Annotated in this window: 11 protein-coding genes; 9 read left to right on the forward strand and 2 right to left on the reverse strand. The window is 72.0% G+C overall.

Annotated elements, in window-relative coordinates:
* The first annotated feature begins 13 nt into the window (after window positions 1-13).
* From ABTZ54_RS09105 to obgE, 9 genes are all read left to right on the forward strand, one after another.
* A complete protein-coding gene (locus tag ABTZ54_RS09105) occupies window positions 14-1,531 on the forward strand; it encodes a CYTH and CHAD domain-containing protein (RefSeq protein WP_351658894.1) in 1,518 nt (505 codons plus the stop codon).
* A gap of 52 nt (window positions 1,532-1,583) precedes the next feature.
* Window positions 1,584-3,515: a TIGR03960 family B12-binding radical SAM protein gene (locus ABTZ54_RS09110; protein ID WP_351658896.1), complete on the forward strand. Its 1,932-nt coding sequence runs from the start codon at window positions 1,584-1,586 to the stop codon at window positions 3,513-3,515.
* A 69-nt stretch (window positions 3,516-3,584) separates the two neighbouring features.
* Window positions 3,585-4,265 (forward strand): hypothetical protein, encoded by a 681-nt coding sequence (locus ABTZ54_RS09115; RefSeq protein ID WP_351658897.1) that lies wholly within the window; start codon window positions 3,585-3,587, stop codon window positions 4,263-4,265.
* Between the two features lie 183 nt (window positions 4,266-4,448).
* Window positions 4,449-5,237: a TIGR03936 family radical SAM-associated protein gene (locus ABTZ54_RS09120; protein WP_351658899.1), complete on the forward strand. Its 789-nt coding sequence runs from the start codon at window positions 4,449-4,451 to the stop codon at window positions 5,235-5,237.
* Between the two features lie 235 nt (window positions 5,238-5,472).
* Window positions 5,473-9,225 (forward strand): Rne/Rng family ribonuclease, encoded by a 3,753-nt coding sequence (locus ABTZ54_RS09125; RefSeq protein WP_351658901.1) that lies wholly within the window; start codon window positions 5,473-5,475, stop codon window positions 9,223-9,225.
* A gap of 91 nt (window positions 9,226-9,316) precedes the next feature.
* Window positions 9,317-10,255 (forward strand): UTP--glucose-1-phosphate uridylyltransferase GalU, encoded by a 939-nt coding sequence (gene galU, locus ABTZ54_RS09130; RefSeq protein ID WP_351658903.1) that lies wholly within the window; start codon window positions 9,317-9,319, stop codon window positions 10,253-10,255.
* 185 nt (window positions 10,256-10,440) lie between these two features.
* Window positions 10,441-10,761, forward strand: a complete 321-nt coding sequence (gene rplU, locus ABTZ54_RS09135) for a 50S ribosomal protein L21 (protein ID WP_351658905.1) — start codon at window positions 10,441-10,443, stop codon at window positions 10,759-10,761.
* A 13-nt stretch (window positions 10,762-10,774) separates the two neighbouring features.
* Window positions 10,775-11,029 (forward strand): 50S ribosomal protein L27, encoded by a 255-nt coding sequence (gene rpmA / locus ABTZ54_RS09140; RefSeq protein WP_351658907.1) that lies wholly within the window; start codon window positions 10,775-10,777, stop codon window positions 11,027-11,029.
* Between the two features lie 112 nt (window positions 11,030-11,141).
* A complete protein-coding gene (obgE, locus tag ABTZ54_RS09145) occupies window positions 11,142-12,581 on the forward strand; it encodes a GTPase ObgE (protein WP_351658909.1) in 1,440 nt (479 codons plus the stop codon).
* Between the two features lie 62 nt (window positions 12,582-12,643).
* On the opposite strand, the gene ABTZ54_RS09150 is transcribed toward obgE, so the two are convergent.
* Both ABTZ54_RS09150 and ABTZ54_RS09155 read right to left on the reverse strand, forming a co-directional pair.
* Window positions 12,644-14,224, reverse strand: coding sequence for a hypothetical protein (locus ABTZ54_RS09150; protein WP_351658911.1), 1,581 nt, complete (start codon window positions 14,222-14,224; stop codon window positions 12,644-12,646).
* Window positions 14,225-14,283: 59 nt separating this feature from the next.
* Complete coding sequence (locus ABTZ54_RS09155) at window positions 14,284-16,554, reverse strand: bifunctional glycosyltransferase/CDP-glycerol:glycerophosphate glycerophosphotransferase (protein ID WP_351658913.1); 2,271 nt, start codon at window positions 16,552-16,554, stop codon at window positions 14,284-14,286.
* Between the last annotated feature and the right edge of the window lies 1 nt (window position 16,555).

Consider the following 16,555-nt stretch of genomic DNA (forward strand, 5'->3'; position numbering starts at 1 on the left):
CTAGATTCGAGGTATGGCGGAGACGAAGCGCGAGATCGAGCGCAAGTACGAGGCCGACGGCGGCACGGTGCTCCCGGACCTCACCCGGGCGGCCGGGGTCGCGGCCGTCACGGACGAGGGCGTCACCGAACTCGACGCCGTCTACTACGACACCGCGGACCTGCGGCTCGCCGCCGCCGCGCTCACCCTGCGCCGCCGCACCGGCGGCGCGGACGCCGGCTGGCACCTGAAGTTCCCGGTCGCCACCGGCATCCGCGACGAGATCAGAGCCCCGCTCTCGGAGACCCTCCCCGGCTCCCTGGCGGGGCTCGTCCGTTCCCGCGTCCGCGACGAGCCGGTCCGCCCCGTCGTCCGCCTCCGCTCCCGCCGCGACGTGCGCCTGCTCATCGCGAAGGACGGCACCCCGCTCGCCGAGCTCTCCGTCGACACCGTCCACGCCGAACGCCTCGACGGACCCGGCGAGGCCGCCTGGACCGAGATCGAGGTCGAACTCGCCGACGACGCCGACCCGGCCGTCCTCGACGCCGTCGGCCGCCGTCTGGAGAAGGCCGGCATCCGGCCCTCGACGGCCCCGTCGAAGCTGGCCAGGGCCCTGGCGGAGACCGGAGCCCCGGCGCCGACCGCCCCGCCCACCCCCGGCACCCCCGGCACCGCAGGCCACGCCGTCCTCGCGTACCTCCGGGCCCAGCGCGACGCGCTCGTCGCGCTCGACCCCGCCGTGCGGCGCGGGCTGCCCGACGCCGTGCACCAGATGCGGATCGCCTCCCGGCGCCTGCGCGGCGCCCTCAGGACGTACGGCAAGGTGCTCGACCGGACCGTCACCGACCCGGTCGGCGCGGAGCTGAGGTGGCTCGCGGGCGAGCTCGGCGCCGCCCGTGACGAGGAGGTGCTCACCGCACGGCTCGCCGCCCGTCTCGACGAGCTGCCGGACACCCTCCTGCTCGGCCCCGCCCGCGCCCGCCTGCGGCTGCGCGGCGCGGCGCGCGCGGAGGACGCCGGGCGCGCGGTGCTCGCCGCCCTGGACTCGGCGCGCCACCTCGCGCTCCTGGACGCCCTCGACGCGCTCCTCGCCGACCCGCCGCTGCGGCAGGCCGCCGCCCGCCCCGCCGACGAGGTCCTCGCCCGCGCCGCCCGGAAGGACCTCGACCGGCTCGCCGGGCGGATCGCCCGCGCCCTCGCGCTCGACCCCGGCCACGCCCGCGACCTCGCGCTGCACGACGCCCGCAAGGCCGCCAAACGCGCCCGCTACGCCGGCGAGGCCGCCCGCCCCGTCCTCGGCAAGCCCGCGGAACGCCTCGCCACCCGCATGAAATCCGTGCAGACCCTCCTCGGCGACCACCAGGACGGCGTCGTCGCCCGCACCGCCCTGCGCGAGATCGCGGCCGAGGCCGACGCGGCCGGGGAGTCCGCGTTCACCTGGGGACTCCTGTACGGACACGAGGAGGCGGCGGCCGCCGAACGGGAGCGTGAGCTGCCGGGACTGTGGGAGTGGGCGGCGGCCCCGGAGATCCGGGCGTCCCTGACCCGCTGAGCACCGGGGTACGCTTGAGAGTCGCCCCCCTGCCAGCTCACGAAGGTTCGAGATGTCTGCTGCCGAGTCTGTCTTCCCGCAGCTCGAAGCTCTGCTCCCGCACGTGCAGAAGCCGATTCAGTACGTCGGTGGAGAGCTGAACTCCACGGTCAAGCCCTGGGAGTCCGCCGACGTCCGCTGGGCGCTGATGTACCCGGACGCGTACGAGGTCGGTCTGCCCAACCAGGGCGTCATGATCCTCTACGAGGTACTGAACGAGCGCGAGGGCGTCCTCGCGGAGCGCACCTACAGCGTGTGGCCGGACCTCGAAGAGCTGATGCGCGAGCACAAGGTGCCGCAGTTCACCGTGGACAGCCACCGCCCCGTCGGCGCCTTCGACGTCTTCGGCCTGAGCTTCTCCACCGAGCTCGGCTACACCAACATGCTCACCGCCCTGGACCTGGCCGGCATCCCGCTGGAGGCCAAGGACCGGACGGTCGACCACCCGATCGTGCTCGCCGGCGGCCACGCCGCCTTCAACCCCGAGCCGATCGCGGACTTCATCGACGCGGCGATCATCGGCGACGGCGAGCAGGCCGTGCTCGACATGACCGAGATCATCCGCCAGTGGAAGGCCGAGGGGCGTCCCGGCGGACGCGAGGAGGTCCTGTTCCGCCTCGCCAAGACCGGCGCGGTGTACATCCCGGCGTTCTACGACGTGGAGTACCTGCCGGACGGCCGCATCGGCCGGGTCGTCCCCAACAAGTCCGGTGTGCCGTGGCGCGTCTCCAAGCACACCGTGATGGACCTCGACGAGTGGCCCTACCCGAAGCAGCCGCTCGTGCCGCTCGCGGAGACCGTCCACGAGCGCATGTCCGTCGAGATCTTCCGCGGCTGCACCCGCGGCTGCCGCTTCTGCCAGGCCGGCATGATCACGCGCCCCGTGCGGGAGCGAAGCATCACCGGCATCGGCGAGATGGTGGACCGCGGTCTGAAGGCGACCGGCTTCGAGGAGGTCGGCCTGCTCTCGCTGTCCTCCGCGGACCACACGGAGATCGGTGAGATCGCCAAGGGCCTCGCCGACCGCTACACCGAGGACAAGATCGGCCTGTCCCTCCCGTCCACCCGCGTGGACGCCTTCAACGTCGACCTCGCCAACGAGCTGACCCGCAACGGGCGCCGCTCCGGCCTCACGTTCGCCCCCGAGGGCGGCTCCGAGCGCATGCGCAAGGTCATCAACAAGATGGTCTCGGAGGAGGACCTGATCCGGACCGTCTCCACCGCGTACGGCAACGGCTGGCGCCAGGTGAAGCTGTACTTCATGTGCGGCCTGCCGACGGAGACCGACGAGGACGTCCTCCAGATCGCCGACATGGCGATCAACGTGATCGCCGAGGGCCGCAAGGTCTCCGGCCAGAACGACATCCGCTGCACCGTCTCCATCGGCGGCTTCGTGCCGAAGCCGCACACCCCGTTCCAGTGGGCCCCGCAGCTCTCGGCGGAGGAGACGGACGCGCGGCTGCTGAAGCTGCGCGACAAGATCCGCGGCGACAAGAAGTACGGCCGCTCGATCGGCTTCCGCTACCACGACGGCAAGCCCGGCATCGTCGAGGGCCTGCTCTCCCGCGGCGACCGCCGCATCGGCTCGGTCATCCGCGCCGTGTACGAGGACGGCGGCCGCTTCGACGGCTGGCGCGAGCACTTCTCGTACGACCGCTGGATGGCCTGCGCCGAGAAGACCCTCCCCGACTTCGGGGTCGACGTCGCCTGGTACACCACCCGCGAGCGCACCTACGAGGAGGTCCTGCCCTGGGACCACCTGGACTCCGGTCTCGACAAGGACTGGCTCTGGGAGGACTGGCAGGACGCCCTCGACGAGACCGAGGTCGAGGACTGCCGCTGGACCCCGTGCTTCGACTGCGGCGTCTGCCCGCAGATGGACACGCACATCCAGATCGGCCCGACGGGCAAGCAGCTGCTGCCGCTCACGGTCGTGAACAAGTAGGCGCGTAACGCCTTGGTGACGGCCCGGCCCGGGGGAAACCCCGCGCCGGGCCGTCGCGTCGTTTCGGTCATGAACACGGAAAACACCGGGTGCCTCACCGCGGTGGCCAGGGGCATCGCGCTCGTGGTCGTCGTCCCCCTGCGCCTGCTCTGGGACGCCTTCGCGTACGTCATGGGGTTCCTGTGGCGGTGGCTGCTCGCCCCGGTCGGGCGGGCACTCGGATGGCTCATCGAGCACCTGCTGGTGATCCCGCTCCGGTGGCTGGGGCGATGGGTGCTCGCGCCGGTCGGCCGGGCGCTGTGGTGGCTCGTCCACACCCTGCTCCTGATTCCCCTGCGGTGGCTGGGGGAGCGGGTCCTGCTCCCGGTCGCCCGCGCCCTGTGGTGGGTCGTCGACCTGCTGCTCGTCACCCCGCTCGGCTGGCTGTGGCGCCATGTCCTCGCCCCCGTGGCCCGCGTCGTCGGCGCCGCCCTCGCCTGGGCCTGGGGGATCGCCGGCCGGATCTCGCGCGCCGTGGGCCGCGCCCTGCGCTGGACCCTGTGGCACGCCGTCGGCCGCCCCCTCGCCTGGACGTACCGGGTGCTCCTGACGCCCGTCGGCCACTGGCTGCGCGCGTACGTCCTGCGTCCGGCCACCGAGGTCGCGCGGGCCGTCCGCGCCGCCACCCGGGAGGTGTGGCGGGCCCTCTTCGGCGGGCCCCGCCGACCGGGGCGGGGAACCACAGGCGGCCCGGGCGCGTACTCTGGGTAGTACAACGAACGTACCCGGCGCGGCGCCCGCACCCGAGATCTCCCCGTTCCCACGGGGGTGAGCCGGGCGGGACCCCCAGGGCACACCGCATTTCGTGGGCGGCGCCACACCGCGCCCGCCCCGCACCGAGGAGAAGAACCACTGGGCAAGCGACAGCCCGAAGGCCCGCCGCCCGCACCGGCGGTGCAGCGCATCCGACTGCGCTACACCAAGCGCGGCCGCCTCCGGTTCACCAGCCACCGTGACTTCCAGCGCGCCTTCGAGCGGGCCCTGCGCCGCGCCGAGGTGCCGATGGCGTACTCGGCGGGCTTCACCCCGCACCCCAAGGTGTCGTACGCCAACGCCGCCCCCACGGGCACGGGCTCCGAGGCCGAGTACCTGGAGATCGCCCTCGCCGAGGCGCGCGACCCGCAGACGCTCCGGCGCCTGCTCGACGAGTCCCTGCCGGACGGGCTCGACATCACCGACGCCGTCGAGGCCCGGACCTCCGGCCTCGCCGACCGCCTGACCGCCTCCATCTGGGAGCTGCGTCTTGAGGGCGTCGACGCCGAGGACGCGCGCAAGGCCGTCGAGACGTTTCTCGCGGCCGAGACGGTGGAAGTACAGCGCAAGACCAAGAACGGCATCCGCACCTTCGACACCCGCGCCGCCGTCGTCGAGCTGACCGCGGCCGCCGCCCCGGGCGATCCCCAGGGTGATAGGCCGCTGGACAGCGCCTGTGCGATACTGCGGCTGGTTGTTCGGCACGTGACACCTGCCGTGCGACCCGACGACGTCCTGTCCGGTCTCCGAGCTGTGGCCGACCTGGCGCCGCCGGTCCCCGCAGCGGTGACCAGGCTGGCGCAGGGGCTCTTCGACGAGGAGTCCGGCACGGTGACCGACCCGCTCGCGCCCGACCGCGAGGAAGTCACGGCCGCCACCACGGCCGCCGCGACCGCCTCAGCGACGGCGCCGGGTGCGGGCACCGCGTAGGGAGCGGTCGTCGTAGCGCCGCCCTCGTACTCGGGAGCCACCTGGGTCGGGCAGCGCACTGACCACAAGACTTTCGCCAGGCCGTACGCAGAAGGCGTACGGAACCGGCGAGCCAGACATACAGCTCCCGTGCGGCGCCCGCGCCCCGGACGGCGGCATCGTGCTTCTCGCGCGTTCGTGCCGCCGGACCGGAACCAGGCGCGGCGCCCGGGGGCGTGACGGGAGAACCGCCCGCATGCTCGAACAGCACGAAGAGAACAACGGCAACGCAGATCACGACGCGCCCGGTGACAAGCTGCCGCCGCGCCGTCGTCGCCGCGCCGCGTCCCGCCCGGCCGGCCCGCCGGTGACGGCTGGGACCGCCGAGGCCGCCGAGGCCGCTCCGGTCGCCGAGGCCCCGGCCGCCGCGCCGGTCGTCGAGGAGGCCGCTCCGGCCCCCCGTACGCGTCGCCGCGCCACCCGTAAGGCCACCGCGCCGGAGACCACGGTCGAGGCCGCTCCGGTCGTCGAGGCCCCCGCCGCGCCGGTCGCCGAGGCCCCGGCCGCCGCTCCGGTCGAGGAGACCGCTCCGGCCCCGCGCACCCGTCGCCGCGCCACCCGCGCCGCCACCTCCGCCGAGGCCCCGGCCGCTGAGGCCGCGACCGTCGCCGAGGCCGCTCCGGTCGTCGAGGAGGCCGCTCCGGCCCCCCGTACCCGCCGTCGCGCCACCCGCAAGGCCACCGCGCCGGAGACCACGGTCGAGGCCGCTCCGGTCGTCGAGGCCCCGGTCGCGCCGGTCGTCGAGGCTCCGGCCGCTCCGGTCGAGGAGGCCGCCCCGGCCCCGCGTACCCGTCGTCGCGCCACCCGTAAGGCCGCCGCGCCCGCGGTGACCCCGGACGTCGCCGCGGAGATCGCCGCCGAGACCTCCGGTGAGGCGCTGCCCGAGGACACCGTCGAGGAGATCGCCTCGCACGCCGCCGAGGTCGCCGCCGCCGAGCAGGCCGCCACCCGTGGCCGCACCCGCCGCCGCGCCACCTCGCCGCAGTTCACCGCCGAGTCCACCGAGGCCGAGGCGCCCCGCACCCGCCGCGCCGCGCGGCCCGCCGTCGCCGTCTTCCAGCCGCCGGTCTTCACCGAGCCGATGTTCCAGACGCCGGAGACGGCCGCGTACATCGCCGCCGCCGAGGCCGTCGAGGAGGAGGAGCCGACCGACGAGACCACCGAGGTCGTCGAGGCCGCCGAGACCCCCGAGGCCGTCGAGACGGTCGAGGCCGAGCGCGCCGAGACCGGCTCGCGCCGTCGCCGTCGGCGTCGTGGCGAGCCCGTCGCCGTCGAGCCCGTCCCGGCCACCGTCGCCGACGAGCCCGAGGTCGAGTCCACCCCCGAGGCGGAGGCCGAGACCGAGGCCGCCGAGACCGACGAGGGTGACGAGTACGAGGACCGCCCGTCCCGCCGTCGCCGCCGGGGCGGCCGTCGCCGTCGCCGTGGCGAGCTCGCCGAGGTCGAGGAGGCGGAGGAGTCCGAGGAGGGCGAGGAGACCGACGAGCTCCACGCCGAGGACGAGGCCGACGAGGCCGACGACGACACCGCCGCGGGCAGCAGCAGCTCCCGCCGTCGCCGCCGTCGCCGTCGCCGCAGCGGTGACGCGTCCGGCGAGGCCGAGGGCACCGACGAGGACGGCGTCCGTACGGTCGTCAAGGTCCGCGAGCCCCGCCCGGCGCGCGAGAAGGGCGAGCCGTCGGACGAGGTCCAGTCCATCAAGGGCTCGACCCGCCTGGAGGCCAAGAAGCAGCGCCGCCGCGAGGGCCGCGAGCAGGGCCGCCGCCGCGTCCCGATCATCACCGAGGCCGAGTTCCTCGCCCGCCGCGAGGCCGTCGAGCGCGTGATGGTCGTCCGCCAGAACGGCGAGCGCACCCAGATCGGCGTCCTGGAAGACAACGTGCTCGTCGAGCACTACGTCAACAAGGAGCAGGCCACCTCGTACGTCGGCAACGTCTACCTGGGCAAGGTCCAGAACGTGCTGCCGTCGATGGAGGCCGCCTTCGTCGACATCGGCAAGGGCCGCAACGCCGTCCTGTACGCCGGCGAGGTCAACTTCGAGGCGCTCGGCATGGGCAACGGCCCGCGCCGCATCGAGGCCGCCCTCAAGTCCGGCCAGTCGGTCCTGGTGCAGGTCACCAAGGACCCGATCGGCCACAAGGGCGCCCGCCTGACCAGCCAGGTCTCGCTGCCCGGCCGCTACCTGGTGTACGTGCCCGAGGGCTCGATGACCGGTATCAGCCGCAAGCTGCCGGACACCGAGCGCGCCCGTCTGAAGACCATCCTCAAGAAGATCGTCCCCGAGGACGCGGGCGTCATCGTGCGCACCGCTGCCGAGGGCGCGAGCGAGGACGAGCTGCGCCGTGACGTCGAGCGGCTCCAGGCGCAGTGGGCCGACATCCAGAAGAAGGCCGCGCAGATCTCGACCTCCGCGCCGAGCCTGCTCTACGGCGAGCCGGACATGACCGTCCGGGTCGTCCGCGACATCTTCAACGAGGACTTCTCCAAGGTCATCGTCAGCGGCGACGACGCGTGGGAGACCATCCACGGCTACGTGAACCACGTCGCCCCGGACCTGGCCGACCGCCTGTCCCGCTGGACCAGCGAGGTCGACGTCTTCGCGACGTACCGGATCGACGAGCAGCTGATGAAGGCGCTGGACCGCAAGGTCTGGCTGCCCTCCGGCGGCTCGCTGGTGATCGACAAGACCGAGGCGATGATCGTCGTCGACGTCAACACCGGCAAGTTCACCGGCCAGGGCGGCAACCTCGAAGAGACCGTGACGAGGAACAACCTCGAAGCGGCCGAGGAGATCGTGCGCCAGCTGCGGCTGCGCGACCTGGGCGGCATCGTCGTCATCGACTTCATCGACATGGTCCTGGAGTCCAACCGCGACCTGGTGCTGCGCCGCCTCCTGGAGTGCCTGGGCCGGGACCGGACCAAGCACCAGGTGGCCGAGGTCACCTCGCTCGGCCTGGTGCAGATGACCCGCAAGCGGGTCGGCCAGGGCCTCCTGGAGTCCTTCTCGGAGACCTGCGTCCACTGCAACGGGCGCGGTGTCATCGTCCACATGGAGCAGCCGCCCACCCACGGTGGCGGTGGCGGCGGCAAGCGCTCGAAGAAGCGCGGCCGCGGTGGCGAGGGCCAGGCGCACGAGCACGAGCACGCCCACGAGGCCGAGGTCCACGAGACCCCGGCCGAGACCGAGGCCGAGCTCGCCGCCGAGCTCGCCGCCCCGGTGGCGCTGCCCGAGCCGATCGCCGCCGACGAGGAGCTGTACGGCAGCATCGCGGAGGCCGAGGCCGCCGCGACGCGCGGCCGTGGGCGTCGCCGGGCGACCCGCAGGGTGTCGGCGCCGGTGTACGCGCCGCCCGCCGTGACCGAGACGGAGACCTTCGAGGTCGTCGTCCCGGAGACGAAGCCCGAGCCCGTCGTCGAGGCCCCCGCGCCGGTCGCCGAGGCCGCTCCGGTGGTCGAGGAGCAGGCCCCCGAGGCGCCCGCGCCCCGGACCCGCCGCCGGGCCACCCGCAAGGTGTCCGCCCCGGTGGCCTCCACCCCGGAGCCGGCCGCCGAGACGGTGGTCGAGCCGGTCGCCGAGCCGGTCGCCGCCGAGGAGGCCCCGGCGCCCGTCGCCGAGCCCGCCCCGGTCGTCGAGGAGGCCCCCGTGGCCGCCCCGCCGAAGGCCCGCCGCCGGGTGGTCCGCAAGGCCACCGCCCCGGCCGGTGCCCCCGCGGGCGCCGAGGAGGCCGCCGTGCTCGTGGTGGCTTCGGCCCCCGTGACCGAGGCGCCCGCCGAGGCTCCGGCCGCCGAGGCCGCTCCGGCCAAGAAGACGGCCCGTAAGACGGCCGCCAAGAAGGCCACCGCCAAGAAGGCCGCCACCAAGAAGACGGCGGCGGTCAAGAAGACGGCGGCGAAGAAGACGACCGCCAAGAAGGCCGTGAAGAAGACCGCGGCCCCCGCGCAGGACTGACCCAGTCCCCGACGCAGTTCGTGTGGACCGTCCTCCTCCCGGGGACGGTCCACACGGTTTTGACCCCGGATCGGAAACCAGGAACAGCCCGATGAACAACACCCCCGCCCCCCAGGTGCGCAAGGCCGTCATCCCCGCCGCCGGTCTCGGCACGCGCTTCCTTCCCGCCACGAAGGCGACGCCGAAGGAGATGCTGCCCGTCGTCGACAAGCCGGCGATCCAGTACGTGGTGGAGGAGGCCGTCTCGGCGGGTCTGTCGGACGTCCTGATGGTCACCGGCCGGAACAAGCGTCCGCTGGAGGACCACTTCGACCGGAACTACGAGCTGGAGGAGGCGCTCACCCGCAAGGGTGACGACGAGCGCCTCGCGCGGGTCCAGGAGTCCAGCGAGCTCGCCACCATGCACTACGTGCGCCAGGGCGACCCGCGGGGCCTCGGCCACGCCGTGCTGTGCGCGCAGCCGCACGTCGGTGACGAGCCCTTCGCGGTGCTCCTCGGCGACGACCTGATCGACCCGCGCGACCCGCTGCTCGCCCAGATGCTGGAGGTCCTGGCGGCCGGCGGCGGCAGCGTCGTCGCGCTGATGGAGGTCGACCCGGCGCAGATCCACCTGTACGGCTGCGCGGCCGTCGAGCCGACCGCCGACGCCGATGTCGTACGCATCACCGGTCTGGTCGAGAAGCCGGACCCGGCGGACGCCCCGAGCAACTACGCGATCATCGGCCGCTACGTCCTGGACCCGGCCGTCTTCGGCGTCCTCGGCGAGACCGAGCCGGGCCGCGGCGGCGAGATCCAGCTCACCGACGCGCTCCAGAAGATGGCGGCCGACGAGACCCTCGGCGGCCCCGTGCACGGTGTCGTCTTCAAGGGCCGCCGGTACGACACGGGCGACCGCGGCGACTACCTGCGGGCCATCGTCCGGCTCGCCTGCGAGCGCGAGGACCTCGGTCCGGAGTTCCGTACCTGGCTCAAGGGCTTCGTCGCGGAGACCACCGCGTCCGACCCCTCGGGCGACGCGGCCGGGATTTGACCCTCTGCGGGAGCCCCCCGTAACCTAGACCGTCGGCGTGTCTGATTGCGCCAACCCCTCTGAGCAACTCCCTCCCGGTCCGCCGGGAGAGGCCGCTCGACCGATTCCGGATCGCTGCGGGCCCCGGCCCGCACGTGGGCGGCTGGCATCAGAGGTCCCGATTTCCGAGTGAGAGAGAGATCCGCGTGTACGCCATCGTGCGCAGCGGTGGTCGCCAGCACAAGGTTGCTGTCGGCGACATCGTTGAGGTTGACAAGATTTCCACCGCCAATGTTGGCGACACGGTCGAGCTCTCGACCCTGCTCGTCGTCGACGGCGACGCCGTGACCAGCGACCCGTGGGTCCTGGCCGGCATCAAGGTCACGGCCGAGGTCGTGGACCACCACAAGGGCGCCAAGATCGACATCCTGCGCTACAAGAACAAGACCGGCTACCGCCGTCGCCAGGGTCACCGCCAGCAGTACACGGCGATCAAGGTCACCGGTATCCCCGCGGCTGCGAAGTAAGAGGGACTGAGACATGGCACACAAGAAGGGCGCATCGTCCACCCGGAACGGGCGCGACTCCAATGCCCAGCGGCTCGGCGTGAAGCGCTTCGGCGGTCAGGCCGTCAACGCGGGTGAGATCCTGGTCCGCCAGCGTGGCACCCACTTCCACCCGGGTTCGGGTGTGGGCCGTGGCGGCGACGACACGCTGTTCGCCCTGCAGGCCGGTGCGGTGCAGTTCGGCACCTTCCGTGGCCGCAAGGTCGTGAACATCGTTCCGGTCGCCTGATCGGAAACTTCTGCGGAGGCGGACCTCACTTCCCGTACGGGAAGCGGGTCCGCCTTTCGCGTGTTACTAGATAGACATTCCACCCGTTTTTCGTATCTGGAGGCACAGAACCATGACCACCTTCGTGGACCGCGTCGAGCTGCACGTCGCCGCGGGTAACGGAGGCCACGGCTGCGCCTCCGTGATGCGGGAGAAGTTCAAGCCGCTGGGCGGCCCGGACGGCGGCAACGGCGGCCGCGGCGGCGATGTGACCCTGGTCGTCGACCAGTCGATCACCACGCTCCTGGAATACCACCACTCGCCGCACCGCAAGGCCACCAACGGCCAGCCCGGCGCCGGCGACAACCGCTCCGGCAAGGACGGCCAGGACCTGGTCCTGTTCGTGCCCGACGGCACCGTCGTCCTCGACAAGCAGGGCAACGTCCTCGCCGACCTGGTCGGCCAGGGCACCACCTTCGTCGCGGGCCAGGGCGGCCGCGGCGGCCTCGGCAACGCGGCGCTCTCCTCCGCCCGCCGCAAGGCGCCCGGCTTCGCCCTCCTCGGTGAGCCCGGCGAGGCGCGGGACATCGTCCTGGAGCTCAAGACGGTCGCCGACGTGGCGCTCGTCGGCTACCCGAGCGCCGGCAAGTCCTCGCTGATCTCCGTCCTGTCGGCCGCCAAGCCGAAGATCGCGGACTACCCGTTCACGACGCTCGTCCCGAACCTCGGTGTGGTGACGGCCGGTTCGACCGTCTACACCATCGCCGACGTCCCCGGTCTGATCCCCGGCGCCAGCCAGGGCCGTGGCCTGGGCCTGGAGTTCCTGCGCCACGTCGAGCGCTGCTCGGTCCTCGTGCACGTCCTGGACACGGCGACGCTGGAGTCCGACCGCGACCCGCTCACCGACCTCGACGTCATCGAGGAGGAGCTGAAGCAGTACGGCGGCCTTGAGGACCGCCCGCGCCTCGTCGTCCTCAACAAGATCGACATCCCGGACGGCCAGGACCTCGCGGACATGATCCGCCCGGACCTGGAGGCGCGCGGCTACCAGGTCTACGAGGCCTCCGCGGTCGCCCGTACGGGCCTCAAGGAGCTCTCCTTCGCCCTCGCCGGGATCGTCAACAAGGCCCGCGCGTCCAAGCCGAAGGAGGAGGCGACCCGTATCGTCATCCGTCCGAAGGCGGTCGACGACGCCGGCTTCACCGTCACCTACGACGAGGCCGAGGACGTCTACCGCGTGCGCGGCGAGAAGCCCGAGCGCTGGGTCCGCCAGACCGACTTCAACAACGACGAGGCCGTCGGCTACCTGGCCGACCGCCTCAACCGCCTCGGTGTCGAGGACCAGCTGATGAAGGCCGGCGCCCGCGCGGGTGACGGTGTCGCCATCGGCGCCGAGGACAACGCGGTCGTCTTCGACTGGGAGCCCACGATGATGGCCGGCGCCGAGATGCTCGGCCGCCGAGGCGAGGACCACCGTCTGGAGGCCCCGCGCCCGGCCGCCCAGCGCCGCCGCGACCGCGACGCGGAGCGGAACGACCCGCAGCGCGAGTTCGAGGAGTTCAACCCGTTCTAACGGGTGGTACGAAGAAGGGGGTGCGGGCCGAAGCCCGCACCCCCTTCTTCGTGTGCGTCGTGCTAGGAGACCGGGTCGGGCTCCGGGGCCGTACCGCGTTCAGCCTTCTCGGGCTTCCCGGGCTCGTCCGGCTTCTCGGAGGCCTCGGCCTCCGCCGCCTCCGCCGCCTCGGGCGTGTCCGCCGAACCGAAGTCGGGCTTCGCGCGCAGCAGCGGCAGCAGCAGGATGCCGATGAAGATCGGGCCGATCATGTAGCGCCACAGCGGGGCCGGGTTGGCGGCCAGGACGGTGAGCTGGAGGCCCAGCGTGACCGACAGGAGGGCCATCGTGCCCTTGGCCTTGGTCCGGCGGCGGAACAGGAGCACGATCGCGTACGACGCGTAGCACCAGATCGCGCCGCGGAACAGCAGCCACTGGAGCTGCGGCACCTTGAACGCGCGCCACGAGAAGTCCGCGACGCTGTGCAGCGGCTCGGAGAGCGGCCGGATCTTCAGCTTCGGGCGGTACTCGCTGTTCTTGATCGAGTCGTTCCACTTGGTGTAGCTGAAGAGCGTCTTCGAGGTCTGCGGGTCGCTCAGCAGGGTGTTCGCCCGCAGCTCCTTGGGACCGGGGAAGACCGCCCAGGCGATGTGCGCACGGCACACCCGGGCACCGATGACCAGGTCGGGGGTCCGCTTCATGACCCGCTTCCACAGGGCCATCAGCTCGTCGTTGCGCTCGGCCGCGAGCGGCCGGTTCATCGGCGGCGACTCCATCGCCCAGTCGGCGTTGTAGCAGTTGGCCGCGCGGCCCTTCCAGTGGGACAGCGGCGCGATGCTGGACATCAGCGCCTTGTCCTCCTTGGTGAAGAAGCCGGGGCGCTGCCCGTAGGCGACCGCGATGTCCGCGTAGAAGAAGGCGTACACGGCGTCCTTCGGCGGGGTCTTCACCCCGGCCGCCGGGTAGATCACGCTGGTCAGCAGACCGAAGATCAGCACCGGCACGGCCGTCGCCGCCAGCACCCACCGGCGCATCGACGGCAGCGCGATCAGCAGGATCGGCGCGGCGATGATCGCGACGAGCATGCCGTTGTTGCGGAACAGCGCGAGCATCAGGAAGCCCAGGAAGAGCAGCCCGACGGTGCGGTAGAACGCCTTGTCCCGAACGGCCTGACGGCCGCGGGCCCGGCGCGCCGCGAGGCGGCCCGCCGCGCCGAAGGCGAGGATCGCGCCGATGACGAACGGCACGTCCTTCCACACGAAGATGACGAAGACGGCCGTCGGCGGGAGCAGCGCCGGCACGCACGCGGCGATGGCCGCCCACCGCTGCCGTACACCCCAGTCCCGCAGGGTGACGGAGCAGTAGGCGAGCGTCGCCGACATGGCGACCGTCTGTGCCAGCGTCAGGATCCACAGATCACCGGTGGTGTTGAGGGACAGCCACACCAGGGCGTCGTAGACCACGGAGTGGTTCGACATCCAGTTGTCGGTGGTGACGTGCCACACATAGGTGATCGAGTCGTAGCTCAGGGCGCCGGGGAAGAACGCCGCCCACCAGAGCAGGAACAGGATCTGGGTGGTGGCGAAGACCGCGAGGGGCAGTCGTCGTCTCTCCGGGATCCTCTCCCACTGACGGCTGAGAAAGGCGTTGCGCGGGAGTTTCACACTCGGCTCCGCTGGGCATCGTGGATGGACGTTCGGGACAGTCGAACAGGCTAGTCGGTTCAGACGGTCTCTCGGTCCCGCGGGGGAGTGATCTTCGCCGCCGAGGGCTGCGCCGGACGCGGAGCCACGGGGCGCTCACCGATCGGCAGCACCGGCGGGACCTCGTCCTGGCCGAGGAACACCTTGCGGACCACGCGCTCGGCCGCCCGGCCGTCGTCGAACTCGCAGAAGGTCCGGCGGAACGCGGCACGGGCCTCGTCCGACTCCGGGCTGTTCCAGCGGCCCGAGGTGAAGACCTCCAGGAGCTCGGCCTCGGTCCGTACGGTCAGACCGGGGGAGTCGACGGTGACGTCGAAGTAGGTGCCGCGGGTGGTGCGGTACACCTCCCAGTCGTTCGCGTAGATCACGACCGGCCGGTCGAGGTTCGCGTAGTCGAACATCACCGACGAGTAGTCCGTCAGAAGGCAGTCCGCGGCGAGGTACAGCTCCTCGACCGAGGGGTGGGAGCTCACGTCGACCAGCCGCGCGCTGCCGCTCGAACCGGAGGCCAGCAGGCTCTGGTCGTAGAAGTAGTGCGCGCGCACCAGCACGGTGAAGTCGGAGCCGAGCGTCTCGGTGAAGCGCTCCAGGTCCAGCATCTGCTTGGCGCTGTCGTGGTAGTCGCGGTGCGTCGGCGTGTAGAGGATCACCTTGGCGCCCTCGGCGATGCCCAGCTTCTCGCGGGCCGCGGCCACGTCCGCCGCCGTCGCGTTCACGAGCTGGTCGTTGCGCGGGTAGCCGTACTCCAGCGCCTCGTAGTACGAGGGGTAGGCGCGGTCCCAGGCGGCGGTGGAGAAGCTGTTGGACGTGAGGCTGTAGTCCCAGCGGTCCACCCGGTCCATCAGGCGGACCAGGTTCATGCCGCCGCGGCCGACCGGGTACTCCGCCAGGTCGACGCCCATGCGCTTGAGCGGGGTGCCGTGGTGGGTCTGGAGGTGGACCTGGCCCGGGCGCTTGACCACGGACGGCGGGAAGTTCACGTTGTTGACGAAGTACTTGCCGCGCGCCATGGCCTTCCAGAAGCCGAGCGAGCCGGGGTGCACCGTCGGCACACCCTTCGGCGGACGGCTGGTGGAGTCGTTCTTGAGGATCCACACCGCCTTCATGCCGGGGGCGAGTTCCTTCATCTTCTCGTGGATCGCCGCCGGGTTGCAGGAGTACGAGCCGTTCCAGTACGCGGCGAAGACGGCCACGTCCTGGTGGATCGGGAGCATCCGCTGGGTCCGGTAGTAGGCCTGGAGCAGGCGCTTGCGCAGCTTCTTCTTCAGCTTCGCCGGCACGGACTTCTTGCGCTTGAGGGAGCGGACCGTCTTGCGCGCCTTGTCCCGGTGCTTGGCCGGGATCATCTGGCCCTTGGTCTTCGGCGCGGCGGGGTGGCCCGCCGGGCGGTGCTGCGCCTCGGCGGCGGCCCAGCGCTCGCGGAACTCGGCCCGGGAGTCGTCGGGCAGGCGGCCCGGAGAGACGTCGACCACACGGAAGTGGTTGACCATCCGCTCGTAGAGCACGCCCCGCCACTCGTCGAACTGCGGGTTGTCGGCCAGGAACGCGAAGACCAGGTCGTACTGGTCGAACACGTCGAAGTGCTTGCGGCTGGTGCTGTGCAGGATGCTGCCCTGGCGCCGCTGGCGGTAGTAGACGCACACGCGGTCGATGACGGCGATGGTCTCCGCCGCGATCATGACCGGGTAGGTCCACGGCGTGTCCTCGTAGTACCCGGACGGGTACTGGAAGCCCCACTGGTCGAGGAAGTCCCGGCGGTACGCCTTGTTCCACGCGACCTGGAGCAGGTTGAGCAGCTCCGGCTCGTCCCGCAGCGGGAAGGCGCCCTTCGAGGCGGCCTTGGTCAGCACGTCGGCACGGGAGTTCGGAGTGATCCGGCCGTCCCAGTGGGTGCGCGAGTAGTCGAAGACGACCAGGTCGGGGTCGTTGGTCTCCTCGATGCGGCGGGCGATGGCCTGGAGCGAGCCGGGCAGCATCGTGTCGTCGCTGTCGAGGAAGAGCAGGTACTTACCCTTGGCGCGGGCCATGCCCGCGTTGCGGGCCTTCCCGAGTCCGACGTTCTGCTCCAGATGCATCGCCACGACACGCGAGTCCGCCTTGGCGTACTCGTCGATGATCTCGCCACAGCCGTCCGGCGAGCAGTCGTTGACGACGAGCAGCTCGTAGTCGCGGAACGACTGCTCCAGCACCGAGTCCAGACAGTCGCGCAGGAACGCCTGCACCTTGTACGTGGGAACGACGATGCTGAAGAGGGGGACGTCGGTGCCGGAGGTGGGTTGCATCTGTGTCATC

Origin of the sequence: Streptomyces sp. NPDC094032, from assembly GCF_040303965.1 — a bacterium.
GTDB lineage: Bacteria > Actinomycetota > Actinomycetes > Streptomycetales > Streptomycetaceae > Streptomyces.